The organism is Paenarthrobacter sp. NPDC090522 (genome assembly GCF_044769225.1).
GTDB lineage: Bacteria > Actinomycetota > Actinomycetes > Actinomycetales > Micrococcaceae > Arthrobacter.
On sequence record NZ_JBIVXL010000004.1, the window covers coordinates 1 to 26550 of the forward strand.

At 62.8% G+C, this 26550-nt stretch carries 26 protein-coding genes; 5 read left to right on the top strand and 21 right to left on the bottom strand.

Annotation, left to right across the window (positions count from 1 at the left end; genetic code table 11):
* Positions 1-142: 142 nt before the first annotated feature.
* From ACIQT2_RS05575 to fdxA, 3 genes are all read right to left on the bottom strand, one after another.
* Entirely contained in the window at positions 143-1426 is a 1284-nt protein-coding gene (locus ACIQT2_RS05575) for a citrate synthase (protein WP_387434892.1), read from the bottom strand.
* Between the two features lie 232 nt (positions 1427-1658).
* Positions 1659-2807: a succinyldiaminopimelate transaminase gene (gene dapC / locus ACIQT2_RS05580; protein WP_402944386.1), complete on the bottom strand. Its 1149-nt coding sequence runs from the start codon at positions 2805-2807 to the stop codon at positions 1659-1661.
* A gap of 14 nt (positions 2808-2821) precedes the next feature.
* Entirely contained in the window at positions 2822-3148 is a 327-nt protein-coding gene (fdxA, locus tag ACIQT2_RS05585; protein WP_018776555.1) for a ferredoxin, read from the bottom strand.
* A 135-nt stretch (positions 3149-3283) separates the two neighbouring features.
* Here fdxA and ACIQT2_RS05590 point away from each other — a divergent pair, with 135 nt between their 5' ends.
* Entirely contained in the window at positions 3284-3529 is a 246-nt protein-coding gene (locus tag ACIQT2_RS05590) for a hypothetical protein (RefSeq protein ID WP_400329437.1), read from the top strand.
* Here ACIQT2_RS05590 and ACIQT2_RS05595 read toward each other — a convergent pair.
* Both ACIQT2_RS05595 and typA read right to left on the bottom strand, forming a co-directional pair.
* The gene (locus ACIQT2_RS05595; protein WP_400329435.1) at positions 3516-3911 is read right to left on the bottom strand and encodes a hypothetical protein; all 396 of its coding nucleotides are present in this window, start codon (positions 3909-3911) and stop codon (positions 3516-3518) included. The genes ACIQT2_RS05590 and ACIQT2_RS05595 overlap by 14 nt on opposite strands.
* A gap of 24 nt (positions 3912-3935) precedes the next feature.
* Positions 3936-5852, bottom strand: a complete 1917-nt coding sequence (typA, locus tag ACIQT2_RS05600; RefSeq protein WP_400329433.1) for a translational GTPase TypA — start codon at positions 5850-5852, stop codon at positions 3936-3938.
* A 245-nt stretch (positions 5853-6097) separates the two neighbouring features.
* Here typA and ACIQT2_RS05605 point away from each other — a divergent pair, with 245 nt between their 5' ends.
* Positions 6098-6985 (top strand): SGNH/GDSL hydrolase family protein, encoded by an 888-nt coding sequence (locus ACIQT2_RS05605; RefSeq protein ID WP_402944390.1) that lies wholly within the window; start codon positions 6098-6100, stop codon positions 6983-6985.
* Between the two features lie 124 nt (positions 6986-7109).
* Here the strand turns inward: ACIQT2_RS05605 and ACIQT2_RS05610 are convergent, their stop codons facing one another.
* From ACIQT2_RS05610 to ychF, 8 genes are all read right to left on the bottom strand, one after another.
* Positions 7110-8819, bottom strand: a complete 1710-nt coding sequence (locus ACIQT2_RS05610; RefSeq protein WP_402944392.1) for an ABC transporter ATP-binding protein — start codon at positions 8817-8819, stop codon at positions 7110-7112.
* A 10-nt stretch (positions 8820-8829) separates the two neighbouring features.
* The gene (locus ACIQT2_RS05615; RefSeq protein ID WP_402944395.1) at positions 8830-9774 is read right to left on the bottom strand and encodes an ABC transporter permease; all 945 of its coding nucleotides are present in this window, start codon (positions 9772-9774) and stop codon (positions 8830-8832) included.
* The gene (locus ACIQT2_RS05620; protein ID WP_397322161.1) at positions 9764-10693 is read right to left on the bottom strand and encodes an ABC transporter permease; all 930 of its coding nucleotides are present in this window, start codon (positions 10691-10693) and stop codon (positions 9764-9766) included. The genes ACIQT2_RS05615 and ACIQT2_RS05620 overlap by 11 nt, the downstream gene beginning before the upstream one ends.
* A gap of 127 nt (positions 10694-10820) precedes the next feature.
* Positions 10821-12503, bottom strand: a complete 1683-nt coding sequence (locus tag ACIQT2_RS05625; RefSeq protein WP_402944398.1) for an ABC transporter substrate-binding protein — start codon at positions 12501-12503, stop codon at positions 10821-10823.
* Positions 12504-12808: 305 nt separating this feature from the next.
* Positions 12809-13096 carry a DUF86 domain-containing protein gene (locus ACIQT2_RS05630; RefSeq protein ID WP_402944401.1) on the bottom strand — a complete coding sequence of 96 codons (288 nt, stop codon included), beginning with the start codon at positions 13094-13096 and terminating at the stop codon, positions 12809-12811.
* 47 nt (positions 13097-13143) lie between these two features.
* A complete protein-coding gene (locus ACIQT2_RS05635; RefSeq protein ID WP_402944403.1) occupies positions 13144-13587 on the bottom strand; it encodes a nucleotidyltransferase domain-containing protein in 444 nt (147 codons plus the stop codon).
* A gap of 37 nt (positions 13588-13624) precedes the next feature.
* The gene (locus ACIQT2_RS05640) at positions 13625-14137 is read right to left on the bottom strand and encodes a hypothetical protein (RefSeq protein ID WP_402944406.1); all 513 of its coding nucleotides are present in this window, start codon (positions 14135-14137) and stop codon (positions 13625-13627) included.
* Positions 14138-14287: 150 nt separating this feature from the next.
* Entirely contained in the window at positions 14288-15373 is a 1086-nt protein-coding gene (ychF, locus tag ACIQT2_RS05645) for a redox-regulated ATPase YchF (protein WP_400329410.1), read from the bottom strand.
* Between the two features lie 111 nt (positions 15374-15484).
* Between ychF and ACIQT2_RS05650 the strand changes: the two genes are divergently transcribed.
* Entirely contained in the window at positions 15485-16735 is a 1251-nt protein-coding gene (locus ACIQT2_RS05650) for a DNA recombination protein RmuC (RefSeq protein ID WP_400329407.1), read from the top strand.
* A 148-nt stretch (positions 16736-16883) separates the two neighbouring features.
* Here ACIQT2_RS05650 and ACIQT2_RS05655 read toward each other — a convergent pair whose 3' ends face one another.
* Positions 16884-17969 carry a 4-hydroxy-3-methylbut-2-enyl diphosphate reductase gene (locus ACIQT2_RS05655; protein WP_400329404.1) on the bottom strand — a complete coding sequence of 362 codons (1086 nt, stop codon included), beginning with the start codon at positions 17967-17969 and terminating at the stop codon, positions 16884-16886.
* Positions 17970-17978: 9 nt separating this feature from the next.
* The gene (locus ACIQT2_RS05660) at positions 17979-18845 is read right to left on the bottom strand and encodes a hypothetical protein (protein WP_402944411.1); all 867 of its coding nucleotides are present in this window, start codon (positions 18843-18845) and stop codon (positions 17979-17981) included.
* A gap of 171 nt (positions 18846-19016) precedes the next feature.
* Between ACIQT2_RS05660 and xseA the strand changes: the two genes are divergently transcribed.
* Entirely contained in the window at positions 19017-20294 is a 1278-nt protein-coding gene (gene xseA, locus ACIQT2_RS05665; protein ID WP_402944414.1) for an exodeoxyribonuclease VII large subunit, read from the top strand.
* A gap of 73 nt (positions 20295-20367) precedes the next feature.
* Entirely contained in the window at positions 20368-20610 is a 243-nt protein-coding gene (locus ACIQT2_RS05670) for an exodeoxyribonuclease VII small subunit (RefSeq protein WP_400329395.1), read from the top strand.
* Between the two features lie 126 nt (positions 20611-20736).
* Here ACIQT2_RS05670 and ACIQT2_RS05675 read toward each other — a convergent pair whose 3' ends face one another.
* The 6 genes from ACIQT2_RS05675 to ACIQT2_RS05700 form a co-directional block, all read right to left on the bottom strand.
* Entirely contained in the window at positions 20737-21591 is an 855-nt protein-coding gene (locus ACIQT2_RS05675) for a polyphosphate kinase 2 family protein (protein WP_402944418.1), read from the bottom strand.
* A gap of 51 nt (positions 21592-21642) precedes the next feature.
* Complete coding sequence (locus tag ACIQT2_RS05680) at positions 21643-22863, bottom strand: pyridoxal phosphate-dependent aminotransferase (RefSeq protein WP_402944421.1); 1221 nt, start codon at positions 22861-22863, stop codon at positions 21643-21645.
* A 120-nt stretch (positions 22864-22983) separates the two neighbouring features.
* The gene (locus ACIQT2_RS05685; RefSeq protein WP_402944424.1) at positions 22984-23937 is read right to left on the bottom strand and encodes an ABC transporter substrate-binding protein; all 954 of its coding nucleotides are present in this window, start codon (positions 23935-23937) and stop codon (positions 22984-22986) included.
* Positions 23934-24680: an ABC transporter permease gene (locus tag ACIQT2_RS05690; RefSeq protein WP_400329383.1), complete on the bottom strand. Its 747-nt coding sequence runs from the start codon at positions 24678-24680 to the stop codon at positions 23934-23936. The genes ACIQT2_RS05685 and ACIQT2_RS05690 overlap by 4 nt, the downstream gene beginning before the upstream one ends.
* Positions 24677-25411, bottom strand: coding sequence for an ABC transporter permease (locus tag ACIQT2_RS05695; protein ID WP_400329380.1), 735 nt, complete (start codon positions 25409-25411; stop codon positions 24677-24679). The genes ACIQT2_RS05690 and ACIQT2_RS05695 overlap by 4 nt, the downstream gene beginning before the upstream one ends.
* Positions 25411-26505: an ABC transporter ATP-binding protein gene (locus ACIQT2_RS05700; RefSeq protein WP_400329377.1), complete on the bottom strand. Its 1095-nt coding sequence runs from the start codon at positions 26503-26505 to the stop codon at positions 25411-25413. Before ACIQT2_RS05700 ends, ACIQT2_RS05695 begins: the two co-directional genes overlap by 1 nt.
* Positions 26506-26550 lie beyond the last annotated feature (45 nt).

A 26550-nucleotide genomic window follows, 5' to 3' on the forward strand; every position in this document is an offset into this window, starting at 1 on the left:
AGATAACCCCCCCCCCGCGGGCGCGGCCTTCGCCGCCTCCCCGCGCGGGAGTGGGCTTCGCGGCGGTTCGCCCCCCCACCCCCCCCCCCCCCCCCCCCCCCCCCCGGGGGGGGGGGGGCCCCCCGACGTCGTTAATGCCGTATTAGTTGGCCGGGTAATTGCGCTCCGGCTCCCCCGTGTAGAGCTGCCGCGGACGGCCGATCTTGGTCTGGGGATCGTTGATCATTTCGCGCCACTGGGCAATCCAGCCCGGAAGGCGGCCAATGGCAAAGAGCACCGTGAACATCTTTTCCGGGAAGCCCATCGCCTTGTAGATGAGGCCAGTGTAGAAGTCGACGTTCGGGTACAGCTTGCGCTGGATGAAGTAGTCGTCCGCGAGGGCCTTCTCTTCGAGGCGCATGGCGATGTCCAGCAGTTCGTCGTTGCCGCCGAGCTTGCCGAGGACCTCGTGGGCCGTGGCCTTGATGATCTTGGCGCGGGGATCGTAGTTCTTGTAGACGCGGTGTCCGAAGCCCATGAGGCGGACGCCGTCTTCCTTGTTCTTGACCTTCTCCATGTAGTCCTCGGGCTTGATGCCGTCGGCCTGGATCTGGCGGAGCATCTTCAGGACGGCCTCGTTGGCGCCACCGTGGGCGGGTCCGAAGAGGGCGTTGATGCCGGCAGAAACGGAGGCGAAGAGGTTCGCATTGGACGAGCCCACCAAGCGCACGGTGGAGGTGGAGCAGTTCTGCTCGTGATCCGCGTGCAGGATAAGCAGGAGGTCCAGCGCCTTGACCACAACCGGGTCCAGCTCGTACTGCTCGGCCGGGAGGCCGAAGCTCAGGCGCAGGAAGTTCTCCACGAGGTTCATGGAGTTGTCCGGGTACAGCATGGGCTGGCCGATGGACTTCTTGTGGGCGTACGCCGCGATGACCGGGAGCTTGGCCATGAGGCGGATGGTGGAAACCTCCACGTGCTCCGCGTTGAACGGATCCAGCGAGTCCTGGTAGAAGGTGGACAGCGCGGAAACGGCCGAGGAGAGGACGGGCATGGGGTGCGCGTCGCGGGGGAAACCGCCAAAGAAGCCCTTCAGTTCCTCATGGAGGAGCGTGTGGCGGCGGATGCGCTGATCGAACTCTTCGAGCTCGGTGGGCGTGGGGAGGTTGCCGTAGATCAGCAGGTAGGAAACTTCCAGGAAGCTCGAGTGCTGGGCCAGCTGCTCGATCGGGTAACCGCGGTAGCGCAGGATGCCTGCGTCTCCGTCGATGTAGGTGATGGCCGACGTGGTGGCGGCTGTGTTCATGAAGCCGGGGTCATAGGCAACGGCGCCCGTCTGCTTCAGCAGCTTGGAAACGTCATAGCCTTCGTTTCCTTCTACAACCTTGATGCGCGGCAGTTCGAGTTCGCCGCCGGCATGGCGCAGTGTCGCGCTGGTGGTCTCAGTCATGGAGTCCCCTTCATGAGGCCTCTGGGCCTCTATAGAACGCTTGTCCAACCAACTCTTGGTGACGCCGCATTCGGCCCCACTGTTGCAGGGCTCCAACGGCCGAAGTGCTTTCTTATTGAAGGCCACCATTGATAGTCAGTTAAAAAGTTACCGCCAGTAACCCCCCGGAACTAATCCGTGCCGTCTGGTTACTGGCGGAAACACAGCGTTTGTGCTGCAAGTCACAGCATTGTTATGAGGCCGAGTTTAACCTCTCCACGGCAGCGTCAATGCGTTCGTCGGAACCGGTCAGGGCCACGCGGATGAAGCCGTTGCCCGCCTCGCCGTAGAAAACACCGGGACCCACCACGATGCCCAGATCGGCAAAGCGCGCCACCGTATCCCATGTGGGTTCGCCGGCCGTGGACCAGAGGTACAGCCCGGCCTTCGACTCGTGGATCTGCAGGCCGAACTTCTCAAGCGCGGGAACGATCCGTTCGCGACGGCTACGGTAGAGGTCCTTCTGCGCCAACACGTGCCCCGCGTCCCCAAGGGCCACACGCATGGCCTCCTGGACCGGGAAAGGAACAATCATCCCGGCGTGCTTGCGGCTATTGACCAGGTTGGCCATGATCGCGGAGTCTCCGGCAACGAAGGCCGCCCGGTACCCTGCGAGGTTTGACTGCTTGCTGAGGGAGTAGACGCTCAACAGCCCGTCGCTGGAACCGCCCGTGACCCGGGGATCCAGGACGCTCGGCACTGCTTCGCCACCCCGCTGCGCATCCCATTCGCCCCAGCCGAGTTCGGCATAGCATTCGTCGGAGGCCACGACGGCACCGAGCTCGCGGGCCTGGCCGACGATTTCACGCAAAGACTCAACGCTGCGCACGCTTCCGGTGGGATTGCCCGGAGAGTTGATCCACACCAGCCGCACCTTGGCGCGGGTGGCAGCGTCCAGTTCATCCAGGTTGTCGGCGGCCACCGCGGTGGCTCCGGCGAGCATCGCCCCGATGTCGTAGGTCGGATAGGCCACAGTAGGCCTGACCACGACGTCACCACTGCCCAGGCCGAGCAGGAACGGGAGCCAGGCCACCAGTTCCTTGGAGCCGACGGTGGGCATGACGTCGCGGGGGTCAAGCCCCGGCACCCCCCGGCGGGTGGCAAACCACTCCACCACGGCCTGCCGCAACGGCTCGGTTCCGTGGACCGTGGGATAGCCGTGGGCGTCAGAAGCCGCAGCGAGAGCGTCACGGATGAGGCCCGGCGTAGGATCCACGGGCGTGCCGATGGACAGATTCACTGCACCGCCGGAGTGCTTCGCAGCCGTGGCAGCGTAGGGCGCCATGGCTTCCCACGGGTAGTCAGGCAGGTTAAGGCCAAAGGCCGGTGCCGCGGAAATCAACGATGCAACCGTCCTTAGTGGTCTTGGTTCTGCGGCGGCAGGGCGGCAATGAACGGGTGGTCCTTGCCGGTGTTGCCGATCTTCGCAGCGCCGCCGGGCGAGCCAAGGTCGTCGAAGAATTCCACATTGGCCTTGTAGTAGTCGGCCCACTCTTCCGGGGTGTCATCCTCGTAGTAGATAGCTTCCACCGGGCACACGGGCTCGCAGGCACCGCAGTCGACACATTCGTCGGGGTGGATGTAGAGGGAACGCTCACCTTCGTAAATGCAGTCGACAGGGCATTCTTCAATACATGCCTTGTCCTTGACATCCACACACGGCTGCGCGATTACGTACGTCACGTCCCAGACCTCTCAACGGTTTGTCCCGGCGAAGGCCGGGTTAATACGGCCGGCTTCACGCCGGGCACTGAACTTCCGAGCCTATTATCCAACAGGGCTGTGACGCCAACCTAGCCCGCGTCTTAGTATGAATCGGTGACTCCCCCGCATTTGCCGCCCAGACAATTCCTCCTCACCGCAGAACCAGGTACCCGGGTGGTGGTCCGGTACAGGATAGAGGAAGGTCTAACGGACGCGCTGGGCTACTTGGTGGCGGTCAACGGAAACAGCTGCACCGTGCGGACCCGGACCTCCGACGTCGAAATTCCGCTTGCCATGGTGATCGCGGCCAAGCAGGTTCCGCCACCGCCACCCCGGCGGTCCGCCGTTAACCGTCCCTGAGGGCCGCTTTCCACCTGGCCAACAGCCAGGCCGCGACCACAAGCATCAACAGGGTCACACCGGCAATGCCAAAGACCCATACGTTTCCCGGCAGGTCGCCGAGGACCAGGCGCTTGTCAGGCCCGCCAGAGGACAACAACCCAACAGTGGCATAGGCAACAAGGCCGGCTACCGCCGTCGGAATCACCGAAGCCGACCACGCCACCAACCACAGTTGGACCGAAGCGAGCAGGAGCAGGGCGGCGCCGGCTCCCCAATAAAGCTCGACGCCGGAAATCACCACACTTTGCCGGTGCAGTACCGTCCCGGCTACGGCGACAAAAAGAGCCGCCAGCACGGCCATGGCGATGCCACGGGCCGCACTGGCGACTCTCTTGTTCACGCTGATGGTTCCTGCGGGCAGGGATCAGGCCTTGGCGCGGGCGCGGTTGGCCTTGGCGCGCTCGTTGGAGTCCAGGATGACCTTGCGGATACGGATGTCCTCCGGCGTGACCTCGACGCACTCGTCCTCACGGGCGAATTCGAGCGACTCTTCAAGGGTCAGCTCGCGCGGCGGGGTCAGGTTCTCGAAGGAATCCGAGGAAGCTGCACGCATGTTGGTGAGCTTCTTTTCCTTGGTGATGTTCACGTCCATGTCGTCAGCGCGGGAGTTCTCGCCCACGATCATGCCTTCGTAAACCTCGGACGTGGGCTTCACGAAGAAGGAACCGCGCTCCTGGAGGTTGATCATGGCGAACGGCGTCACAACGCCGGGACGGTCGGCAACCATCGAACCGTTGGTACGGTATTCGATCGGACCGGCCCACGGCTCGTAGCCTTCGGAAATGGAGGCAGCGATACCGGCACCACGGGTGTCCGTGAGGAAGCGGGTGCGGAAACCGATCAGGCCACGCGCGGGAACGATGAACTCCATGCGGCACCAGCCGGTACCGTGGTTGGCCATGTTGGTCATGCGGCCCTTGCGGGCGGCCATGAGCTGGGTAACGGCGCCGAGGTATTCTTCGGGGACGTCAATGGTCATGTGTTCCATCGGCTCGTGCAGCTTGCCGTCAACCGTGCGGGTAACAACCTGCGGCTTGCCGACGGTCAACTCGAAGCCTTCGCGGCGCATCTGCTCCACGAGGATGGCCAGGGCGAGCTCACCACGGCCCTGGACTTCCCAGGCGTCGGGACGTTCGGTGGGGAGGACCTTGATGGAGACGTTACCGATCAGTTCCTTGTCCAGGCGGTCCTTCACCTGGCGGGCCGTGACCTTGGCACCCTTGACCTTGCCGGCCAGCGGGGAGGTGTTGATACCGATGGTCATGGAGATCGCGGGATCGTCCACGGTGATGAGCGGCAGCGGCTCGGGGTTCTCCACGTCCGTCAGGGTTTCACCAATGGTGATGTCCTCGATACCGGCAACGGCCACGATCTCACCCGGGCCGGCGGACTCTGCCGGAACGCGCTCCAGCGCCTTGGTGGCGAGGAGTTCGGTGATCTTGACGGTCTTCAGTTCACCGTTCTGGCGGGCCCAGGCAACCTGCTGGCCCTTGCGCAGCGTGCCGTTGTAGATACGGAGCAGGGCGAGGCGGCCGAGGAACGGGGAAGCGTCCAGGTTGGTCACGTGTGCCTGCAGGACACCGTCCGGGTTGTACGTCGGTGCCGGGATGTGCTCGATGATGGTCTTGAACAGCGGCTCAAGGTCTTCGTTCTCCGGGGCGGAGCCGTTGGCCGGCTGCTCCAGGGAAGCGCGGCCAACCTTGGCGGCGGCGTAGACCACGGGAACTTCAAGGACCTTGTCCAGGTCAAGGTCCGGAACCTCGTCTGCGAGGTCCGAAGCCAGGCCAAGGAGGAGGTCCATGGACTCGTGGACAACCTCGTCGATGCGGGCGTCAGGACGGTCGGTCTTGTTGACCAGCAGGATCACCGGCAGGTGCGCCGCGAGGGCCTTGCGCAAGACGAAGCGGGTCTGGGGCAGAGGACCCTCGGAGGAGTCAACCAGCAGCACGACGCCGTCAACCATGGACAGGCCGCGCTCCACCTCGCCACCGAAGTCGGCGTGGCCGGGGGTGTCGATGACGTTGATGGTGATGGTCTCGCCGTTGGAAGACGGACCGTTGTAGGCAACGGTCGTGTTCTTGGCGAGGATGGTGATGCCCTTTTCGCGCTCCAGGTCGCCGGAGTCCATGACGCGGTCCTCAACCTCGCCATGGGCAGCGAAGGAGTTGGTCTGCTTGAGCATGGCATCGACCAGGGTGGTCTTGCCGTGGTCAACGTGTGCAACGATCGCGACGTTGCGCAGATCGCTCCGCGACGCAGTGTTAACGGTAGTTTCAGACATGCGTTTATGACTCGTTTCAGTGGTGAAGTCAGCTGTTTTCATCCGCGCGCATACCTGATCTTCCGGACCGGAACACACAACGAAAAGACCCCGGGACACAGGGCACCTATGGCTATTCTAAACGCACCAGCATGAGTGGGCCTAAAAGGCAAGGCACCCTGGGAGCGAATGTGCCTTCCCTCACGCTTGCTCAGGTTTTGCGAAAGTTCATCTCAAGACGCTGGATTTTCCCTCTGGCATGCCCCATGATGTCTGCAGGAACCAGTGCCCTTCGGAGAAAATCGATGCGAAAAGCTTCGGCCGTGTTCCGCTTGTTCGCACCGTTGATCGCCGTAGGCGTTCTGTCGGTAGGCTGCGGGACGAATACGCCATCCCCCACACTTTCATCAGACTCGCCCGCGCCAGTCGCGGCTGCCACTGCGGCCGCCCAGAAGCCGCAAGGGCTGCCGACGGCGTCCCCCTCTCCGGATCTTCCGGTGGGGTCCCTCTACCGGAACCCGGCGAATGACCGCAACGAGGTCATCCTCGCCGACATCAGGCACACGGCGGTCCTCATCGGAGATTCGCAGTCGCAGCCGAAGGACTCATGGCCGCAGCGCGGCATCGCAGCGCTCGGCTACAAGCTCTACGTGGCCGGAATGGGTGGCACGGGCTTTGTCGCCTCGACATCCAAGACCGGAAACTACATCGACGCCCTCCAGCGCGGCGACTGGGTACTCCCCTATGGCGCTCCCCCGCTGATCGTGGTCCAGGGCGGTGGCAACGACGCCGCCCAGAAAGCCTCCGACGCGCAGATCTCCACCAATGCCGAACGCCTCCTCGCCGTGCTCAAGAAGCGCTACCCCGGTTCGCGCCTGGCCATGATCGGTACCTTGGCCAAGGGGGCTGATAACGGTGGCGGACGGCGTACCGAAGTGGATGCCTTGCTGAGCCGGGTTGCGGCCAAGAACAACATCCCGTTCGTCAGCGCCGGAGACTGGCTGACCCGGTACGACGCCGTCAAGGACCTCCAGGACGGTGTACACATGAAGCCCTCCGGCCATGAAAAGCTGGGTAAAGTCCTCGCCGGCCAGCTGGCTTCCCTGGGCTTGCAGCCGCGGCCGGAGACGGACAGCCCGGCACCAAGCCAGTAGTCATTTCTGTTGCTGGGCCGCGCAGAGCGGGCCCGGCAACTCCTTAACGGCAAGAGCCGGTGGTTCCCTTTCGGGGACCACCGGCTCTTCGCTTTAGTGCGACTGCCGTGGAGTACGACGGCGGTTATGCCACCGCCGGGGGCAGCAGCAAGGAGCCACCCGGGATGGCATCCAGCAGAGCCTGGGTGTAGGCCTGCTTCGGGTTGTCGAACACCTCGTCGGTGCTCCCGGTTTCCACGAGCTTGCCCTTCTCCATGACGCACACGTGATCGGCGATCTGCCGGACCACCGCGAGGTCGTGGGTGATGAACAAGTAGGTCAAGCCGAGGTTATCCTGCAGTTCCGCCAGGAGGTTGAGCACCTGGGCCTGGACCAGAACATCCAGAGCGGAGACGGCCTCATCACAGATGATGACTTCGGGGTCGAGTGCCAAAGCACGCGCGATGGCAATGCGTTGCCTTTGGCCACCCGAGAGTTCGTTCGGGTACCGCTGCATGGTGGTCTGCGGCAAGGCAACCTGGTCCAGCAACTCCCGGACCTTCTTTTCCCGACTGGCCGCGTTGCCGATCTTGTGGACCCTGAGCGGTTCTTCGATGGTTCGGAAGATGTTGTACATCGGGTCCAGGGAGCCATACGGATCCTGGAAGATCGGTTGCACGCGACGCCGGAACTTGAACAGTTCCTTGCCCTTCAGGCCCGCCGTGTCGACGCCGTCGAACACAATCTGGCCCTCCGTGGGGCTCTCCAACTGGAGCACCATTTTGGCGACCGTGGATTTGCCGGAACCCGACTCACCCACAATCGCAGTGGTGGTGCCGCGTTTGACGTTGAAACTGACACCATCGACGGCCGCGAAGTCCGTCGCCTGGCCCAACCCTTGGCGCAGCTTATAGACCTTGCGAAGGTCCTTGATCTGCAGGACATCGTCAGTGGCACGGCTTTCTGCCGCGGTGGTCGGCGCCAGCAGGTCCTCGGCTTCCACCCCTTGTTCCTTGGCCACCTGGATGCGCCGGGAGGCCAGAGAAGGCGCAGATTCCACCAGTCGCCTGGTGTACGGGTGCTGCGGGTTCCGGAGCAGTTCAAGCGACGGACCTGCCTCCACCACGTTGCCCTGGTACATGACCACTACTTTGTCCGCGCGTTCGGCGGCAAGGCCGAGGTCGTGGGTAATGAGCAGCACGGACGTTCCGAGCTCCGTGGTCATGGTGTCCAGGTGGTCCAGGATCTTCCTCTGGACCGTGACATCCAACGCGGACGTCGGCTCGTCGGCGATAAGCAGCTTCGGCTGGCAGCTCAGGCCGATCGCGATCAGGGCACGTTGGCGCATGCCACCGGAGAACTCGTGCGGATACTGCTTTGCCCGACGGGCAGCGTCCGGAAGGCCAGCCTCGGCGAGTGCACGGGCCACGTCCTCCGGACCGTCGGGACGCCCGTTGGCCTTGAGCGTCTCACGTACCTGGTAGCCAATCTTCCACACAGGGTTCAGGTTGGACATGGGATCCTGTGGAACCATGCCGATGTGGCTGCCGCGAAGTTCGATCATCCGCTTCTCAGGCGCATGGGCGATGTCCTCACCGTCGAGCAGGATCTGTCCGCCCGAGACCCGGCCGTTGTTCGGCAGCAGACCAATGGCGGCGAGCGCCGTCGTCGATTTGCCCGAACCGGACTCCCCCACGATGGCGACCGTTTCGCCCGGCATGATGGTCAGGTGGGCATTCTTGACGGCCTTTACCTCACCGGAACCGGTCTTGAAGGTAATGGCGAGGTCCTTGATTTCCAGAATTGGCCTGGCCGTCGCCGTGGCTTCATCGATGCTGATGTTGGCTGAAGTCATGTTCGCCTCCTTAGCGCTGACGGCTCTTGGGATCAAGAGCATCGCGGACGGCGTCGCCAAGCATGATGAAGCTCAGGACGGTGATGGACAAGGCGGCTGCCGGGTAGAGCAGGATGCCCGGGTTGGTGCGGATGGACGCGTTGGCCGCAGAGATGTCATTGCCCCAGGACATGACGCTCGTCGGCAGGCCAACACCCAGGAAGGACAGCGTTGCCTCGAGGACGATGAACACACCGAGTTCAAGCGTTGCCAGCACGATGACGGGCGCAAGGGCGTTGGGAAGTGCGTGCTTCACCAAGGCACCGAACTTGGACACACCCAGGGAGCGGGCAGCCGTTACGAAGTCGGCATTGCGCACCTCGATCACTGCGCCGCGGGTAATACGTGCCATCTGCGGCCACGCCAACAGGGATATGGTGAGCACCACAGTCCAAACGCTCCTGTTCTCACGGAACAGCGGCAACTGGGTGATGACCAAGGCGCCGAGGATGATCGGCAGGGCGAAGAAAATGTCACCCAACCGTGCCAGGACCGCGTCCAGCCAGCCGCCGTAGTAGCCGGCCAGCGCACCGAGCGTGACGCCAATGATGATCACGCAAAGGACGGACAGGATACCTACGGACAAGGAGGCCTGCGTGCCGTGGATAACGCGTGAGTACACATCGCAGCCCTGCAGCGTGAAGCCCAGGGGGTGACCTGCAGTCGGGCCGGCCTCGGAGTTGGACAATTGGCAGTCGCTGTTGGGAGCCACATTGGTGAAGAGGCCCGGGAACAACGCGATGGTGATGAGCAACAGGATGAGCAATGCCGAGATGATGAAGAGCGGGCGACGGCGGAGCTTGCGCCAGGCGTCGGCCCAGAGGCTCAGCGGGGCATTTTCAGTCTTGACACTGTCGGTCGCCTGCAGCGGTGTCTCATCGACGGGTGCAACGAAGTGTTCGGTGTTACTGGTCATAGCGGATCCTTGGGTCAAGCCAGGCGTACAGGAGGTCAACCAGGAGGTTGGTCACAACAAACACCAGGACAAGGACGCTCACAATCGCGACGACGGTTGGACCTTCGCTGCGCTGGATGGCCTGGAAGAGTTTGTTGCCTACACCGGGGACGTTGAAGATGCCTTCAGTGACAATAGCGCCACCCATGAGGCCACCCAGGTTGGCACCAAGGTAGGTCACCACCGGGATCAGTGAGTTCCTCAGGATGTGTGCCATCACGACGCGTGGCCGGGACAGGCCCTTGGCAGTCGCGGTCCGGACGTAGTCGGCGTTCATGTTCTCGCTGACCGATGCGCGGGTGAGGCGCAGTACGTAGGCGAAAGACACCAAGCCCAGCACCACCGCGGGCAGGATCAGGTTGCCCCAGTCGGCATTGGCTCCAACCGTCGGTTTGGCCCAGCCGAGCTGGACGCCGAACACCAACTGGAAGACGAAGCCCAGGACGAAGGTGGGTACGGCGATCACCACGAGGGACATGACCAGGACGGTGGAGTCGAAGAGCTTGCCCTTGCGCAGGCCGGCGAAAACACCGAACGCAATGCCGAAGACGGCCTGGATGATGAGGGCTTCGATGGCCAGCATTGCCGTCACCGGGAAGGCGCGGGCAAGTGCGGCCGCGATGGGCTGCTGGGTGAAGTCAACACCAAGGTTGAACGTGAAGAGGTTCTTCAGGAAGATGCCGTACTGGACCCAGAAAGGCTGGTCCAGGTTGTACTGTGCCCGGAGCGCGTCGATGACGCTCTGTGGGGGCTGGCGTTCACCGAAAAGGGCTGCGATGGGGTCGCCGGGGAGGGCGAACACCATGTAGTAGACAAGGAGTGTGGTTCCCAGGAAGACGGGAATCACCTGGAGGAGCCTACGCAGAATGTAGCGGACCACGGTTCACCCCCCTTTCTCTGGACGGGTGTAGGTGTGTCATGTTTGCCTTCCTGCCGAGGCAAGCAATTGGGGGCCCGGCGCCATGGCCGGGCCCCCAATGCCTCACGGCAAGTTCAGATCCTGAGGATTACTTGGCCTCGATGTTGTAGTAGAGGATGCCGCCGTTCCAGCCGGTCTCGGCCTTCACAACGTTGTTGCTCCACACGATCGGGCGGTTCTGGTACCACAGCGGCAGGCCTGGGAGGTCCTTGAAGAGGATCTCCTGTGCCTGGTTGAACTTGGCGTTAGCGTCCTCAGGCGTCTTTGCAGCCAGGCCCTCCTTGAGCAGCTTGTCGAACTCCGGGTTCGAGTACTTCTCGTAGTTGGAGGAAGCGTTGGTTGCCCAAACCGGGCCAAGGAAGTTGTAGAGCGACGGGTAGTCGCCCTGCCAGCCGGCACGGGTCAGGCCCGGGAGGGACTGGGACTTGCGCAGGTCGAGGACCTCAGCAAACTTGGCAAACGGCTGGATTTCGGCCTGGATACCGAGGTTGTTCTTGAAACCGTTGGCGACGGCGTCGATCCATTCCTTGTTGCCACCGTCAGTGTTGGAAGCAATCTGGAGCGGCTTGGAGGCATCGTAAGGCTTGATCTTTTCAGCCTGGGCCCACAGGTCCTTGGCCTTCTGGGCGTCGAACTTCAGGACATCGCTGCCCGGGATGTTGTCGTTGTAGCCATCAAGCACCGGAGCCGTGAATTCGGTGGCCGGGGTGCGGGTGCCGTTGAAGATCACCTTGGTGATTTCGTCACGGTTGATGGCGTGGGACAGGGCCTGACGGCGGAGCAGGCCTGCTTCACCCTGGAAGTTCGGGTTGTAGCCCGGGATGTTCAGCGTGGAGTTGTTTGCCACCGGCTTGGTGGAGTTACGGTCCTGGAAGTCAGTGGTGTAGGTCTTCAGGGCGTTCGACGGCAGGACGTCGGTCACGTCAAGGTTGTCGGCCTGAAGGTCCGTGTATGCGGGACCCGGGTCGGTGTAGAACTTGAACGTCACGCCGCCGTTCTTGGCAGTGCGCGGACCCGTGTAGTCGGGGTTCTTGACCAGGGAGATGGACTGGTCGTGGACCCAGGCGCCTTCCTTCTCGAACTTGTACGGGCCGTTGCCTACGGGGTTCTCGCCGAATTTCTTGGAGTCCTTCAGCGCCTCGGAGGGCAGGGGGTAGAACGCGGAGTAACCAAGACGCAGCGACCAGTCAGCTTCCGGCTGGGACAGCTTGACCGTGATGGTCTGATCGTCCTTGGCTGCCAGACCGGACATGGTCTGCGCAGTCGGAGCCGGGGTGGAAGTCTTCTTGCCATCAGCGCCCGTGGTCTCGTTGACGGCACTGACATCGGCGTAGCCTTCAATGGATTCGAAGAAGAAGCCATTGTTCTGGAGGTTGGTGCTCAGCGCAGCAAAGTTCCAGGAGTCAACGAACGTCTTGGCCGTGATGGGCTCGCCGTTGGTGAACTTGGCGCCGGACTTGACCTTAATGGTCCAGTTCTGGGAGTCCGTGGTATCGATGGACTCCGCCAGCGCGTTGACCGGCTTGCCGTTGGCGTCGTAGGAACGCAGGCCTTCGAACAGCAGCTCGACGACGCGGCCACCGTACACCTCATTGGTGTTCGCCGGGAGCAGCGGGTTCTGCGGTTCGTTGCTGTAAGCAGTGATGACCTTGTTGGGGTCGCCAGCGGCCGAGCTGTTCGTATTGCCGCCCGTGCCGCCACCGCAAGCGGTCATGGCGAGGGCGACGATCGCCGCTACGCCTAGAGCTTTGGAAGTGCGCGAGAAACGCATTCCGCCTCCTATGAGTCGTGGAGTTGAGCAGGGGAAGTTTCGTGATTTCCCCCAGGCGCGGGCACAGATTCCTACTGTGACGTTGCCTACATGTGAGTGTAAGCCTACCCACATTGCGTCCGGATGTTGGAACAAACCAGCCAAACTGTAACCGTTCCGCAACCTCTGCTTGCCTAATTTGCCGGGGATTTCAAGTCAAAGGCTACTCGGTGGTAATATTCGCTGTCTGACAGCAGGACAGGACTGTTTTTGGGCAAAAAAGAGCCCCGGTCCTGCTGATCTCTCAGCTGGACCGGGGCTATGCGCTAGGCGCCGTCCAGGGACTCGAGGTATCTGCCAATTGCGGGAAGGTCAATCATGAGGGTGTCCCAAACGGCCTCGTAGTCGGTGCCTTCGTAGTGATGGGCCAGGCGATCCCTCATGCGTTTGATAAGCGACCATGGCACCTCGGGATGCTTCATGGCGGTTTCCGCGCTGATCCGGGCCATGTTCTCCCCTATCTTGATGATCAGGGACTCCGCCGCGAGACCTGGAACGTTGTCCGGATCCGAGGTGTACCAACGATGCCCACGGGCAACCAGATCGGCTCCCACACGGCAGAGTCGGAGTATCTCCTTCAGCGCGGCAGCGTCCCGTTGATTCACACTGCGACCGCCGTCGTCAGGATTTCGTGATCTGCACGCAGGCCGCCGTCCGTCACGACATCGACCTCGACTCCCAGCAATTCACTCGCCGCGGCGGCGAACGCGGCCACAGTCAACAGTCCGATGCCCTCCGGACGAGTCACCAGGATGTCCAGGTCACTCCCCGGACCATCGGATCCACGTGCGGCCGACCCAAAGACGCGAACGTTGCTGAATCCATAACGGCCTGCCAATTCACGTAGCTCCTGTGCCCGCAAGGCAAGGACCACGTGCGGCAAGGGCCGCGCAGCGGCACGAAGACGATCCAGCATCCCCCTGGATGCCTTGCGGCGGCCCGATTCGTAGGCCGCAATGTTTGGCTGCGCCACTCCGGAGCGCCGGGCCAACTCACCCTGGCTGATACCGGCAGCCTCCCGGAGTTCCCTCACGGCATTGCCCATATCGCCATGATATCGCGTGATATACCGTCGTCCCAGGCTAACCAATGAGATAAACAAAGCCACGGTCGGAGGCCGCCAGATCATTGACGAAAGCCCGCGCCCGCTGCAGGTAGTCAACGGCGTAGGAGACGTTCGAGTCCCTCTGGAAACGCAAGGAACCCTGCAACCAGTTTCCCAACTCTGCGTCAGTGATGTCGCTCAAGTCTTGGGCGATTGCAGGTACATCCATCGGTGGCAGCACCCGAATCCATGATTCCCAGCCGTCATAATGCATGGTTACCTCGCCCTCGAACATGCGAAAGGCCGGTCTTGCATACGCTCCTGTCCTGGACGGGGCAGTGAAAGCCTGCAGTTCCCTCCAGGCCTTGTCCAAGTAGAGCATGTCGCGCTCAGGTATGGATTGTTCGAAAGTGGGAAAACCGACCTCAGCTCCTGATTCGAACCCCCAGGCATCTGCGAGTGGATCCGATGACATAACACTTCTTGGGTCGGCGAGTACCCGATCAGTCATGTCTCCGTCGAAGGCAAATGCGTAGTATCTGATTCCCATTTGCCCAGTATTGCCAAGCAGCTGGCTGCTGAGAGGCGTTCCATTGCGCTATGTGGACAACTCAGTGGAACAATTCTCTTTCCGGAAAAAGGAAGCCCCGATCCAAGCTGAGGTGCTCAGCTTGAACCGGGGCCATGTTGGCTCGTGAAACTAGACGTTGAAGCGGAACTCCACCACGTCGCCGTCGGCCATGACATATTCCTTGCCTTCGATGCGGACCTTGCCGCGCGACTTGGCCTCAGCCATGGAGCCGGCATCGATGAGGTCGTCGAAGGACACAACTTCGGCCTTGATGAAGCCCCGCTGGAAGTCGGAGTGGATCACGCCGGCTGCTTGCGGAGCGGTATCACCCTGGCGGATGGTCCAGGCACGGGTTTCCTTGGGTCCGGCAGTCAGGTAGGTCTGCAGGCCAAGGGTGTGGAAGCCGACACGGGCGAGCTGGTCGAGTCCGGATTCGCTCTGCCCGTTCATCTCCAGCATTTCGCGGGCTTCTTCCTCGTCCAGTTCAACGAGGTCTGCCTCAAGCTTGGCATCGAGGAATACGGCATCGGCGGGGGCAACGAGTTCGCGCAACTCATCCTGCTTGGCGGGGTCGCCGAGGATGCCTTCGTCGGCGTTGAAGACGTAGATGAAGGGCTTGGCCGTCAGGAGGCCCAGCTCCTTGAGGTGTCCCATCTCCAGCTTGTCGCTCTTGATCGACGAGAAGATGGTGTCGCCGCGCTCCAGTACGGCTTGGGCTGCCTTGATGGCTGCGAGCTCAGCGGCTTCGCGCTTCTTGATTTTGACTTCTTTTTCGATGCGCGGGATCGCGTTTTCGATCGTCTGGAGGTCAGCCAGGATCAGTTCGGTGTTGATGGTCTCCATGTCGGAGCGCGGGTCGACTTTGCCGTCAACGTGGATGACATCGGGGTCGTCAAAGACGCGCACAACCTGGGCGATCGCCTCGGCTTCACGGATATTGGCAAGGAATTTGTTGCCCAGGCCTTCACCTTCGGATGCGCCCTTGACGATTCCGGCAATGTCCACAAAGGACACCGGGGCCGGCAGTAGCCGCTGCGACCCGAAGATCTCGGCCAGCTTCGCAAGGCGGGGGTCCGGCAGGTTCACGACGCCGACATTCGGTTCAATGGTTGCGAAGGGATAGTTCGCAGCAAGCACCTGGTTGCGGGTCAGTGCGTTGAAAAGGGTTGATTTGCCGACGTTGGGCAGTCCGACGATGCCAATAGTAAGAGCCACGAGGATTGATTCTACCCGGAACGTCCGCAGACTTGCTTGTTGAAACCGGCACCGAAGGGTCACACGCGAGGCCGCGCTAAAACTGTCGTACCCCTGTGACAGGGTTACTGCATGGATGGATTTGGATTGGTTCTGGCCCTGCTCATGCTGCTGATCGGAGCGGCCGTCGGACTTGGCATCGGGTACGTGCTCTTCCAGCGCCGGGGCGCCGGACTGGAAGCTGACTTCGACGCCGTTTCGTCCCGCCTTTCGGACGTGACAGCCCAGTTCGCGGCCGCCGACGCCGAACGCCGGCTTTTGTTCGCACAGAACCGGGAACTGAGCGAGGCGCGGAATTCGGACGGCAGCGTCCTGCGCGCACTTGCCCCGGTCGCCGAGAAGCTGACCGCAGTCCAGCAGCAGGTTTCGCTCCTGGAACGCGACCGCGTGGAACAGTACGGGCAATTGGCGCAGCAACTGCAGGACGCCCGGCTCTCCGATGAACAGCTCCTCAGGTCGACGCACGCCTTGGCCTCCGCACTGCGCTCCAACAGTGCCCGCGGTCAGTGGGGCGAAGTCCAGCTTCGCCGGGTTGTTGAGGCCTCGGGCATGTTGCGCCACGTGGACTTCCATGAGCAGGTGCATTCCGCACGCAGCGACAACACCCTGCGTCCGGACCTTGTGGTCCAGCTTCCCGGCGGCAAGCAGTTGGTAGTGGATGCCAAGGTGCCCTTGGCCTCATATCTGGCAGCGCAGGAGCAGCTCCACGGCGAGGGTGCCCTTGGTGAGTCCGTCACACCTTCAGCCAACCAAGATCCCAAAGTGCTCCTTGCCCAGCACGCCAAGGCACTCAAGGCCCACATTGATGCCCTCGCTTCGAAGAAGTACTGGGACATCCCCGGCAACTCCCCCGAACTGGTCATCTGCTTCCTCCCCGCCGAGTCGATCCTGGCGTCGGCATTGGAAACGGACCCGGCCTTGTTGGAGCATGCCCTGTCCAGGAACGTGGTCCTGGCGTCGCCGGGAACGCTTCTCGCGGTCCTGAAATCCGTGGCCTTCACCTGGCGGCAGGACGTCCTCACGGACAGCGCCCACGAACTCTTCGATCTCGCCAAGCAGCTCTACGAACGCATGGGCACCCTGGGTGAAAATGTCGGGAAACTGGGCAGTTCCCTCAAGACGTCCGTTGATCGTTACAACGCGCTGGTGGGAACTTTGGAGGCCCGGGTTCTGCCCACGGCCCGCAAACTCAACACCATGGATGACGCGGGACTCGTCGCCCCGCCGTCGGTGGAGGCCGTGCCGCGCTCCCTCGCCGCACCGGAACTCCTGGCCGTGGAGTCCCGGGACGAAACGGACCACGACCGCGAGTCGGCTGCCTAAGGAAACACCTGGCCAGGCCGGTGGGTGGAGGGCTGGCAATGCAGCCAATTCCCCTTCTTCAGCCATAGTGCCGACAAAAGAAACGGCCCGGCCGGGTGACTCTCACTCATGTGACAGTTACCCGGCCGGGACCAGTTCTTGAATCCCTCTAGGACGTAGGGCGGTTTCCGCGCCCGCCAAGCGCCCGGCTCACGTCGCCGGCCTGCTTCAGGGTGGCGCGGAGTTCCTTCGGCAGGGAGAAGAGAAGGTCCTCTTCGGCTGTCACCACTTCCTGGACCTCGCCGTAGCCGTAGTCTGCGAGCAGCCGCAGCACTTCCTGGACGAGAACCTCCGGCACCGAAGCGCCGGATGTGACGCCAACGGTGGCAACGCCTTCGAACCAGCTTTCATCCACCTCATTGGCGAAGTCCACGCGGTACGACGTCTTTGCACCGTATTCCAGGGCAACTTCGACCAAGCGGACGGAGTTCGATGAGTTAGCCGATCCCACCACGATCACGAGGTCGGCCTGCGGAGCGATCTTCTTGATGGCTACCTGGCGGTTGGTGGTTGCGTAGCAAATATCGTCGCTGGGCGGATCCTGGAGCGTGGGGAACCGTTCCTTGAGCATGCGCACGGTTTCCATGGTCTCGTCAACGCTCAGGGTGGTCTGGGAAAGCCAGATGGTCTTCTCAGGGTTGCGGACCGTTACCTTGCCCACTTCATGCGGGCCGTTAATGATCTGGATGTGGTCCGGGGCTTCACCGGCCGTGCCTTCTACTTCCTCGTGGCCGTCGTGGCCGATGAGCAGAATGTCGTAATCCTCTTTCGCGAAACGCACGGCTTCGCGGTGAACCTTGGTCACCAAGGGACACGTGGCGTCGATGGTGCGCAGACCCCGATCCTCAGCCGACTGCACCACGGCAGGCGAAACTCCGTGGGCAGAGAAGATCACCAGGGCACCCTCAGGGACCTCGTCCGTCTCATCGACGAAGATGGCGCCCTTTTCCTCAAGTGAGGAGACCACATGGACGTTGTGGACAATCTGTTTGCGGACGTAGACCGGAGGTCCGTAATGCTCCAAGGCCTTTTCGACCGCGATGACGGCACGGTCGACGCCGGCGCAGTATCCGCGCGGAGCAGCCAGGAGGACCTTCTTGGTACCGTTCACAGGAGCAGCCGCCAGTACCTCTTCAGGGGATCGACGTCTGCGGGGAACCGTGGGCATCGGAATGGAGACTGCTGTGCTGGTCATCCTTCCATGCTACCGGGCAGCGGTGGCCCGGTTTGCCGAAGGTGACCGCCGTCTCCCGGATACCAACCACCCAAGGAATCCCAGTGCCAGGACGGCAGCCGAGACCCAAACATCCACGATTATCCATTGGCCAAAGCCGGACCGCGACGACTCCAGGAACTCCTGTTTGAACAACTCCGCCACACTGTTGCCGCTGGAAAGGTTCTGGACCGAATTGACGGCGAGGTCCGCCGTCGTGCTCCAGAGGGCAGCCAGAGCCAGCCCGCCAAGTCCCAGGAAGACGAAAACCAGCGCGCGCCTGCGTGCCGCAGCCAGCGCGAGCAGAACCGACACCGCGGCGCCCAATGCGGCAACCCACCACAACGGGACGAAGGCGGACACGCGCTCCACGATCTGCCGCTGCGACGGTTGCCCCAACGTCACCACGCTTTCAGCCGGGACGTCCAGGGTGATGCCCGTGGACGAGGCGAAGTGGTCCCTGATGAGCCGGACCAGCGGCGCAATATCCAGGAGCAAAGCAGTGGGGGAACCTGATTCTTCGGTTTGGCCGCCAAAATTGAGGCGGTGGCTGTTCCGGACCGTTTCTTCCCAGGCCTGCGGATAGTCGCTCCACGATTGCATGCCGTTCGCAGCGCCTTTGAGTGCGTCGCCTGCCAGGTTGCGGACCGGCTCGGGCAGTTGCACGGAGGACTCGAAGGTACTCACGGCCGCGCCGGTCAGGCGGTTCTGAAAGTCGGGGTCCTTGCCCAAGGCACCGGCCATGCGGACAAAACCGTCTTCCTTGACCACATTCGCATCAACCCATGCTGCAGGCACGGCCACGGCTGTGAGCAGCAAAGCGAGGATCACTCCCACTGCTGAGACAAAAGTACGCAAGGTCTACCTCGGTGCTAGGGGGCTGTCCAACCATCCTAGGACTGTCCACATACAGGGGAAAATATGGGACCCGGCGGCTGCGGCTATGGATAGAGTTGGAAAGCAGCCCCGTAACCGGCGGGCGCAATGCTACCGAGGACAGGCACATGCAGGAAAAAGCACGGATCACCCATGTCAGCTGAAGCCAGCCCTGAATCGACACTGCCTGCGACAGCCGCCGAGACCAGCCCGGACAACCCGTGGCCCCTGCAATTGTTGTCGCGGAAGCTCAAGGCCCACATCGAACGTGCACCGGCCGCATGGATCGAGGGCCAGGTCATCGAAATGAACCGCCGCGGTGGCAACGCGTTCCTGACGCTTCGTGACGTCGACGCGGAGATCTCGTTGCCAGCTTCGGTGTGGTCCACGGTGCTGGACCGACAACGGACTCCGCTGGAACGCGGCTCACGCGTAGTGGCCCTGGTGAAAGCCGATTTCTGGGTGAAGACCGGGCGCCTCAACATGTCGGTGAAGGACATCAGGCCGGTGGGATTGGGCGACCTCCTGGCCCGGATTGAGAGGCTCCGGCAGGCCTTGGCGGCAGAAGGGCTTTTCGCCGATTCGAGGAAGCGGAAGCTGCCCCTGCTCCCTCACCGCATTGGATTGATCACCGGCCGCGATTCGGACGCCAAGAAGGACGTCCTGCGCAACGCAGCGCTGCGTTGGCCCGCCGTCGAATTCGACGTCCGCGAGGTGGCAGTCCAAGGCAACACCGCAGTCTCGCAAATCATTGGCGCCCTCAAAAAGCTGGATGCTGATCCGCACGTGGATGTCATCGTCCTCGCCCGCGGCGGCGGTGCCCTCGAGGACCTCCTGCCGTTCAGCAACGAGGACCTGATCAGGGCCGTGGCCGCCGCTACAACCCCGGTGGTCAGTGCCATCGGCCACGAAGCCGACCGGCCGATCCTTGATGACGTTGCCGACCTCCGCGCCTCGACGCCAACGGATGCAGCCAAGAGGATCGTTCCGGACGTCTCCGAAGAGCTCGCGGCGGTCCGGCAGGCCCGCGACCACCTGCGCCGCAGCATTGGGAGGATGGTGGACAGGGAAACGGACCGGCTGCACGCCCTGAGGTCGAGGCCGGTTTTGGCCACGCCGGACACCCTCGTGGCAGTGCGCGCCGAGGACGTTGCCAGGTTACGGCAAAGGTCGCACTCTGCCGTGAATACAGCTGTGCTGCGGGCCCTCGACCAGGTGCATCACCTACGCGCGCAAGTACGTGCCTTGTCCCCGCAAAAAACACTGGACCGCGGCTATGCGGTGGTGCAGATCGTGGGCGAGGACCAGGCTGGCCACACCGTGGTCAGCAGCCCGGAGCAGACGCCGGAAGGAACGGCTTTGGCCATCCGGGTTGCGGAAGGACGCTTCCGGGCAATGTCCGTGGGGCAAGGCCAGATCGCCGGGCGATGATCCCAGGACACGAACGACGGCGTCATTCAGACCACCAACCGGTCCAAGCGGCCGGGACAGCCAAAGGAAACCCATGACCGAAAACCCCGCACACACTTCCGAGTCGCTCGATGCCCTGAGCTATGAAGAAGCCCGTGAACAATTGGTGGCCGTCGTGGGCCGTCTTGAGGCCGGCGGCGCAAGCCTGGAAGAGTCGCTCGCCCTGTGGGAACGCGGCGAAGCGCTTGCCAAACGCTGTGAAGACTGGTTGGAAGGCGCCCGCAAGCGGCTCGCAACGGCCCGCGAGGCAAATACGGATTCCGGGGCGGGTCAGTAACCGGGTGCTGCCCCTCGACCGACGGGTAAGCCGCTAGGCCCGCGCCCTGCGGCTACCCGGCTACTGACAGGAAGAAACGGCTGACCGGCCGGCACGCGGCAAGCCGCACGCAACCCGAGGGACAGTTCAGGACTCGACCACCAAGGCGCGTTCGGCGGCAACGTCAAACTCCGCTTTGGGCCAGTCCAGGGACATCCCGCGGAGGGCCTCCAGCAACAATTCCTGAACAGCGATGCGCGCGTACCACTTCTTGTTGGCCGGAACCACGTGCCACGGGGCGACGTCAGTGGATGTTTTCTCGAAGGCGACGCTGTAGGCGTCCATGTAGTCATCCCAGAAGGCCCGCTCGGTCAGGTCGCCGCGACTGTACTTCCAGTGCTTGCTCGGATCGTCCAGCCGCGCGATGAGGCGCCTTTTCTGTTCGTCCTTGCTGATGTTCAGCATGACTTTGACGATGGTGGTTCCCTGTTCGGCCAGCCGCGCTTCGAAGTCATTGATGGCTGAATACCGCCGCTCCAGTTCCTCGGCGTCGGCCCATCCGTGCACCCGGTGGATGAGGACATCCTCGTAATGGGAGCGGTCGAAGACACCCACCATGCCTGCAGCCGGAACCTGCTTCTCGATCCGCCACAGGAAATCGTGGGCTTTCTCTTCCTCGGTGGGTGCCTTGAAGGCCGTCAGGTGGACGCCTTGCGGGTCCATGGCACCCACAACGTGGCTGACAGCCCCGCCCTTGCCCGCTGTGTCCATGGCCTGGAGGATCAACAGCAACCGCTTGGGACTGCCGAACTTTCCCGACGCAAACAATTGCTCCTGGAGTTCGGTCAGCCTGGCATCCTGCGCGCCGAGCAAGGCCTTGCCGTCCACCTTGTTGCCTGAATAGCCCGGCGTCGATTCGGGATCCACACCCGCAAGTGAGAATCCCGAATCCACCCTCAAGACTTCTGCTGGACTCTTGGCGAACTCAACCGCAGCGACCATGGCTTGCCTTCCTGCCGGGCGGCGCCCCGGCGGCGCAGCATGGAACTCAGGCTAGTTGCCCGGGTACCTCGACAGGAAGTCCGCCATGCGCCCGATCGCCTCTTCGATGTCCTTGACGTTGGGCAGGGTAACCATGCGGAAGTGGTCAGGACGTACCCAGTTGAAGGCCCTGCCGTGCGAGACCAGAATCTTCTGCTCCCTCAGGAGATCCAGGACGAACTTCTCATCGTCCCGGATGTGGAAGACCTCCGGATCCAACTTGGGGAACAGATAAAGCGCTCCCCTCGCCTGCTGGGTGCTGACGCCGGGAATGGCGTTCAGGAGGTCGTAAGCCTTGTTCCGCTGCTCCAGGAGCCGACCGCCGGGAAGGATGAGGTCGTTGATGCTCTGGTAGCCGCCCAGTGCCGTTTGGATGGCGTGCTGGGCGGGCACGTTGGCGCACAGGCGCATGTTGGCCAGCAGGTTGATGCCTTCGAGGTAATCCGCGGCATCCTTCTTCGGCCCGGAAATGGCCATCCAGCCAGCCCGGTAGCCGCAGACGCGATAAGCCTTGGACAGGCCGCTGAACGTCAGGCACAGCACGTCGTCGCCCGTCAGGCCGGCGAGGTTCACGTGGACGGCGTCTTCGTACAGGATCTTTTCGTAGATCTCGTCCGCGAAGATCACCAGGCCGTGTTTCTCGGCCAAAGCCACGATCTTCTTCAGCGTCCCTTCCGGATAGACAGCACCGGTGGGGTTGTTCGGGTTAATGACCACGATGCCCTTGGTACGGGGCGTGATCTTGGCTTCCATGTCCTCAAGGTCGGGCTGCCAGCCGGATTCCTCGTCGGTGAGGTAATGGACGGGCCGTCCGCCGGCCAGGGCGACAGAAGCCGTCCACAGGGGGTAGTCCGGGGTGGGAATCAGAACCTCATCGCCGTCTTCGAGCAGTGCCATGAGGGACATGGTGATGAGCTCGCTGACGCCGTTGCCAAGGTAGATGTCGTCAACGTGGATGTTCTGGATGCCGCGGGTTTGGTAATACTGGGACACGGCCGTCCGGGCCGAGAAGATGCCGCGCGAGTCACTGTATCCCTGGGCGTTGGGGAGGTGGCGGATCATGTCCACCAAAATGGCGTCAGGCGCTTCAAAACCAAACGGTGCCGGGTTTCCGATGTTCAGTTTGAGGATCCGGTGACCCTCCGCCTCCATCTGCTGGGCGGCCTGAAGAATCGGTCCACGGATGTCGTAGAGGACATTATGAAGCTTGGTGGACTGCTTGAAATTCGCCATTCCTCAAATATGCCATAGCGGTCATGGACTTCCGTTGAGACGTCCCTCACAGAAGCAACGACGGCGGTGACGGGGCCGCGGGGGTCCGTCACCGCCGTCGTCAGCGGTTCTTGCCAGTCGTTACTTGACGATGCCCTTGTCCTTGAGCCAGGCGGCGGCTGCGTCCTTGGCGCTTTGCTTCTGGTCGCCGCTCACCGAACGGTTCAGGTTGATGAGGTCCTCGGTGGTGAGGATCTTGGACACGTTGTTGAGTGCGTCCTTGGCCTTGTCCGTCATCTTGGACTTGTTGTAGAGCGGCAGGACCTGCTGGGCCTTGAAGTTGTTCTTGGGGTCTTCGAGGACCACAAGGTCGTTGTCAATGATGGACGGCGTGGTGGTGTAGATATCGGCCACCTGGACCTTGTCCTCGAGCAGCGCCTGCAGGGTCAGGTTGCCACCACCGTCGCTGAAGGGCTGCAGCCCCTTGAGCTCGCAGTTGTAGTTCTTCTTCAAGCCCGGGAAACCGTAGGAGCGGGTCTCGAAGGTGGCCGGGGCAGCCATGGTGAAGTCCTTGCACACCTTGGCCAAGTCTTCGATGGACTTCAGCTGGTATTTCTCTGCCGTGGCTTTGGTGACCACCATGGCATCCTTGTCCTCTGCCTTGGCCGCATCCAACACGGCCAAGCCGTCGGGCAGCTTGCCCGGCAGCGCCTTGTACACGTCATCGGCCGAGACTTCCGTGGCATCGGCGTTCAGGTAGGACAGGAGGTTGCCCGAGTAGTCCGGCACGAGGTCTACCGAGCCGTCCTGGACCGCCTTGAAGTAGATTTCGCGGGAGCCAATGTTTGGCTTGGTGGTGGCTGTGACTCCGGCCGCGTTGAGGGCACCGGCGTAGATTTCGGCGATGACCTGGCTTTCCGGGAAGTCTGCCGAACCTACAACCAACGATCCGCCGGCTGATCCGCTGGCTGCCGACGATGACGGTGTTGCCAGGGGGCTGCCACCACAGGCGCTCAACGCGAGCGCCACACCGAGGCCGGCTGCCAGGCCGCCGAGACCACGGCGCGTAAGGGTCATGGGGACGGGGTTTTTCATGGTGTACCTCCTTGAACGGCAGCCCCGGAGGGAGCTGTGGCTTGGTGACCGTCGGGCGCCTTCTGGCGACCGCGGGAGTCGGGGGCAAGGCCTGGTGACAGCACCAGGCGCTGGATGGCGGCAAGGACAAGGTCGACGGCGATCGCCAAAGCCGCGATCAACAGGGAGCCGCCGAGCATGCGCGGGAAGTCTTGAAGGACCAGGCCGTCGAAGAGGTACCGGCCCAGCCCGCCGAGCGGCAGGTAGGCAACCACCGACACTGTGGCGATGACCTGGAGTACAGCGGTCCGGATTCCGCCGAACATGACCTGCAGCCCGTTGGGCAGCTCAACGCGGAACAGGATCTGCATCTCGGTCATGCCCATGGCCCGGGCACCATCCACCACCGTGGAATCGACGCTGGAAATGCCTGCGTAGGTGCCTGCAAGGAGCGGTGGAACGGTGAGGATCACGAGTGCCCAAACCGGCGGCATGAGGCCGCTGCCCGCCAACAGCGCGAACAGGACCAGCAAGCCGAGCGTGGGCAAGGCACGGAGGGCTCCGGCCAGGGCAACGGCAACCACCCTGCCCCGACCTGTGTGGCCAATATAGAGACCTACGGGGATGGCTATCGCCGCGGCGATGACCAGCACGAGGCCGCTGTATTGCAAGTGTTCGGATAAACGCGCTGGAATTCCACCGCTTCCGGACCAGTGCACAGGGTCAACAAGCCAGGCGATGGTGTCTGTGAAGATGTTGCTCATGCCGATGCCCCCGGATCCGGTCGTGGGGTCGCCTGCGGTCCCGGCCCGGACTTGGGCTCGGTGATGATGGCCGTGGCGCTGGCCTGTCCGCTGCCGCCCGCGGCCCGGGTCCAGGGCGTCAGGATCCTCTCCAGCACAACGAGCACAGCGTCCATCAGCAACGCGAGCACCAGGATGGCGATAATGCCAACCACGACCTCCGTGACAAAGGTGCGCTGCAAACCGTCAGTGAACAGCATGCCAAGGTTGCCCACACCCAGCAGCGCCGCAACGCTCACCAGGGAAATGTTGCTGACGGAGACCACGCGCAGCCCGGCAAACATCACCGGAAGGGACAGCGGAAGGTCCACGTGGAAGAACCTGTTCAGGGGCTTGAAGCCCATGGCCACGGCTGCGTTCCGAAGATCGTTGTCCACGGAATCGAAGGCGTCCATTGCCGCGCGGACCAGCAGGGCCACGGCGTAGATCGTCAGCGCCACGATCACATTGAGCGGGTCCAGGATCCGGGTCCCGAGGATGGTGGGGAGAATGATGAACAACGCCAGGGACGGGATGGTGTAGAGCAAGGACGTAGCCGTGGCCACTATGGACCGCAGCGTACTGTTTCGGCGGGCCAGCTGAGCCAGGGGAACCGAAATCAGCAGCCCGAGGACCATGGGGATGACTGCCAGGACCAGGTGCTGTCCCGCCAAGCCAAACACCATGCCCGTGTTCGCCAGGAACCACTGCATCAGGTGGCGTCCTCCCTGCGGCGGCGGACTTCTTCGATGAGGGCCAGGACTTCCGGTGCCTTCAGGACTCCAGCGACCCTGCCGTCGTCGTCCACGGCAACGCCCAGCCCCGACGGCGAGGACAGCGCTGCGTCGAGCGCCCGCCGCAGGGTGTCCCCCTTGCGGAAGAGTGAACCACCGGGGATGATTCCGGCGCCGTCCCGCGGTGAGGACCACCCGAGCGGCCTGGTCTCCTGGTCGACAACCAGCGCCCACTCCCCCGAGTCCCGGCCGGCGTGATGCCCGTCAGAGGCTCCCACCATGGTGACAGGGTGCAGCTGCACCGAGTCGGCGGCGTTGAACGCGAGATGCCGGAACCCCCGGTCGCGGCCGACAAAGGACGCTACGAAGTCGTTGGCCGGCGCCCTGAGGATCTCCTCCGGAGCTGCATACTGTGCGAGTTTGCCGCCCACGGCAAAGACCGCCACCTTGTCGCCCAGCACGGTGGCCTCGTCGATGTCGTGGGTCACGAAAACGATGGTCTTGGCCAGTTCGCGCTGGAGGCGCAGCAGTTCCTGCTGAAGTTCGTCGCGCACCACGGGATCAACCGCACTGAAGGGCTCATCCATGAGCAGCACCGGCGGATCGGCCGCGAGCGCACGCGCCACGCCGACGCGTTGCTGTTGGCCGCCCGAGAGTTGCGACGGGTACCGCTTGCCGAGCCCGGAAGCCAGCCCGACGACGTCGAGCAGTTCCGCCGCGCGCTTCCGCGCAGCCGCTTTCGGAACCCCGTTCAGCCGGGGAACAGTGGCAATGTTGTCCAGCACGGACCGGTGCGGGAGCAAACCTGCGGACTGCATGACATACCCCATTGACCGGCGCAGCTGGGCGGCCGGGACCTTTGACACATCCTCGCCGTTGACGGTGATGGTGCCCGCGCTGGGCTCAACCATGCGGTTGATCATGCGCAATGACGTGGTCTTGCCGCAGCCCGAGGGTCCGACAAAGACCGTAATGGCACCCTTGTCGATGGACATGCTCAGAGCGTCAACCGCTGGTTGTCCCCCCTGGTACTGCTTGGTCACGCTCTGGAACTCAATCATGGCTTCGGCCATACCTGGGCTTACCTATCTGTAATTTCGACATCCTCGGACGGTAGA

What these genes read in the sequence shown, in the direction of transcription:
- ACIQT2_RS05575 (WP_387434892.1), bottom strand. Translation starts at nt 1,426, where the DNA reads ATGACTGAGACCACCAGCGCGACACTGCGCCATGCCGGCGGCGAACTC.
- typA (WP_400329433.1), bottom strand. Translation starts at nt 5,852, where the DNA reads ATGTCTGAAACTACCGTTAACACTGCGTCGCGGAGCGATCTGCGCAAC.
- ACIQT2_RS05605 (WP_402944390.1), top strand. Translation starts at nt 6,098, where the DNA reads ATGATGTCTGCAGGAACCAGTGCCCTTCGGAGAAAATCGATGCGAAAA.
- ACIQT2_RS05610 (WP_402944392.1), bottom strand. Translation starts at nt 8,819, where the DNA reads ATGACTTCAGCCAACATCAGCATCGATGAAGCCACGGCGACGGCCAGG.
- ACIQT2_RS05615 (WP_402944395.1), bottom strand. Translation starts at nt 9,774, where the DNA reads ATGACCAGTAACACCGAACACTTCGTTGCACCCGTCGATGAGACACCG.
- ACIQT2_RS05625 (WP_402944398.1), bottom strand. Translation starts at nt 12,503, where the DNA reads ATGCGTTTCTCGCGCACTTCCAAAGCTCTAGGCGTAGCGGCGATCGTC.
- ACIQT2_RS05635 (WP_402944403.1), bottom strand. Translation starts at nt 13,587, where the DNA reads ATGGGCAATGCCGTGAGGGAACTCCGGGAGGCTGCCGGTATCAGCCAG.
- ACIQT2_RS05640 (WP_402944406.1), bottom strand. Translation starts at nt 14,137, where the DNA reads ATGGGAATCAGATACTACGCATTTGCCTTCGACGGAGACATGACTGAT.
- ACIQT2_RS05650 (WP_400329407.1), top strand. Translation starts at nt 15,485, where the DNA reads ATGGATGGATTTGGATTGGTTCTGGCCCTGCTCATGCTGCTGATCGGA.
- ACIQT2_RS05655 (WP_400329404.1), bottom strand. Translation starts at nt 17,969, where the DNA reads ATGACCAGCACAGCAGTCTCCATTCCGATGCCCACGGTTCCCCGCAGA.
- xseA (WP_402944414.1), top strand. Translation starts at nt 19,017, where the DNA reads ATGTCAGCTGAAGCCAGCCCTGAATCGACACTGCCTGCGACAGCCGCC.
- ACIQT2_RS05670 (WP_400329395.1), top strand. Translation starts at nt 20,368, where the DNA reads ATGACCGAAAACCCCGCACACACTTCCGAGTCGCTCGATGCCCTGAGC.
- ACIQT2_RS05675 (WP_402944418.1), bottom strand. Translation starts at nt 21,591, where the DNA reads ATGGTCGCTGCGGTTGAGTTCGCCAAGAGTCCAGCAGAAGTCTTGAGG.
- ACIQT2_RS05680 (WP_402944421.1), bottom strand. Translation starts at nt 22,863, where the DNA reads ATGGCGAATTTCAAGCAGTCCACCAAGCTTCATAATGTCCTCTACGAC.
- ACIQT2_RS05685 (WP_402944424.1), bottom strand. Translation starts at nt 23,937, where the DNA reads ATGAAAAACCCCGTCCCCATGACCCTTACGCGCCGTGGTCTCGGCGGC.
- ACIQT2_RS05690 (WP_400329383.1), bottom strand. Translation starts at nt 24,680, where the DNA reads ATGAGCAACATCTTCACAGACACCATCGCCTGGCTTGTTGACCCTGTG.
- ACIQT2_RS05695 (WP_400329380.1), bottom strand. Translation starts at nt 25,411, where the DNA reads ATGCAGTGGTTCCTGGCGAACACGGGCATGGTGTTTGGCTTGGCGGGA.
- ACIQT2_RS05700 (WP_400329377.1), bottom strand. Translation starts at nt 26,505, where the DNA reads ATGGCCGAAGCCATGATTGAGTTCCAGAGCGTGACCAAGCAGTACCAG.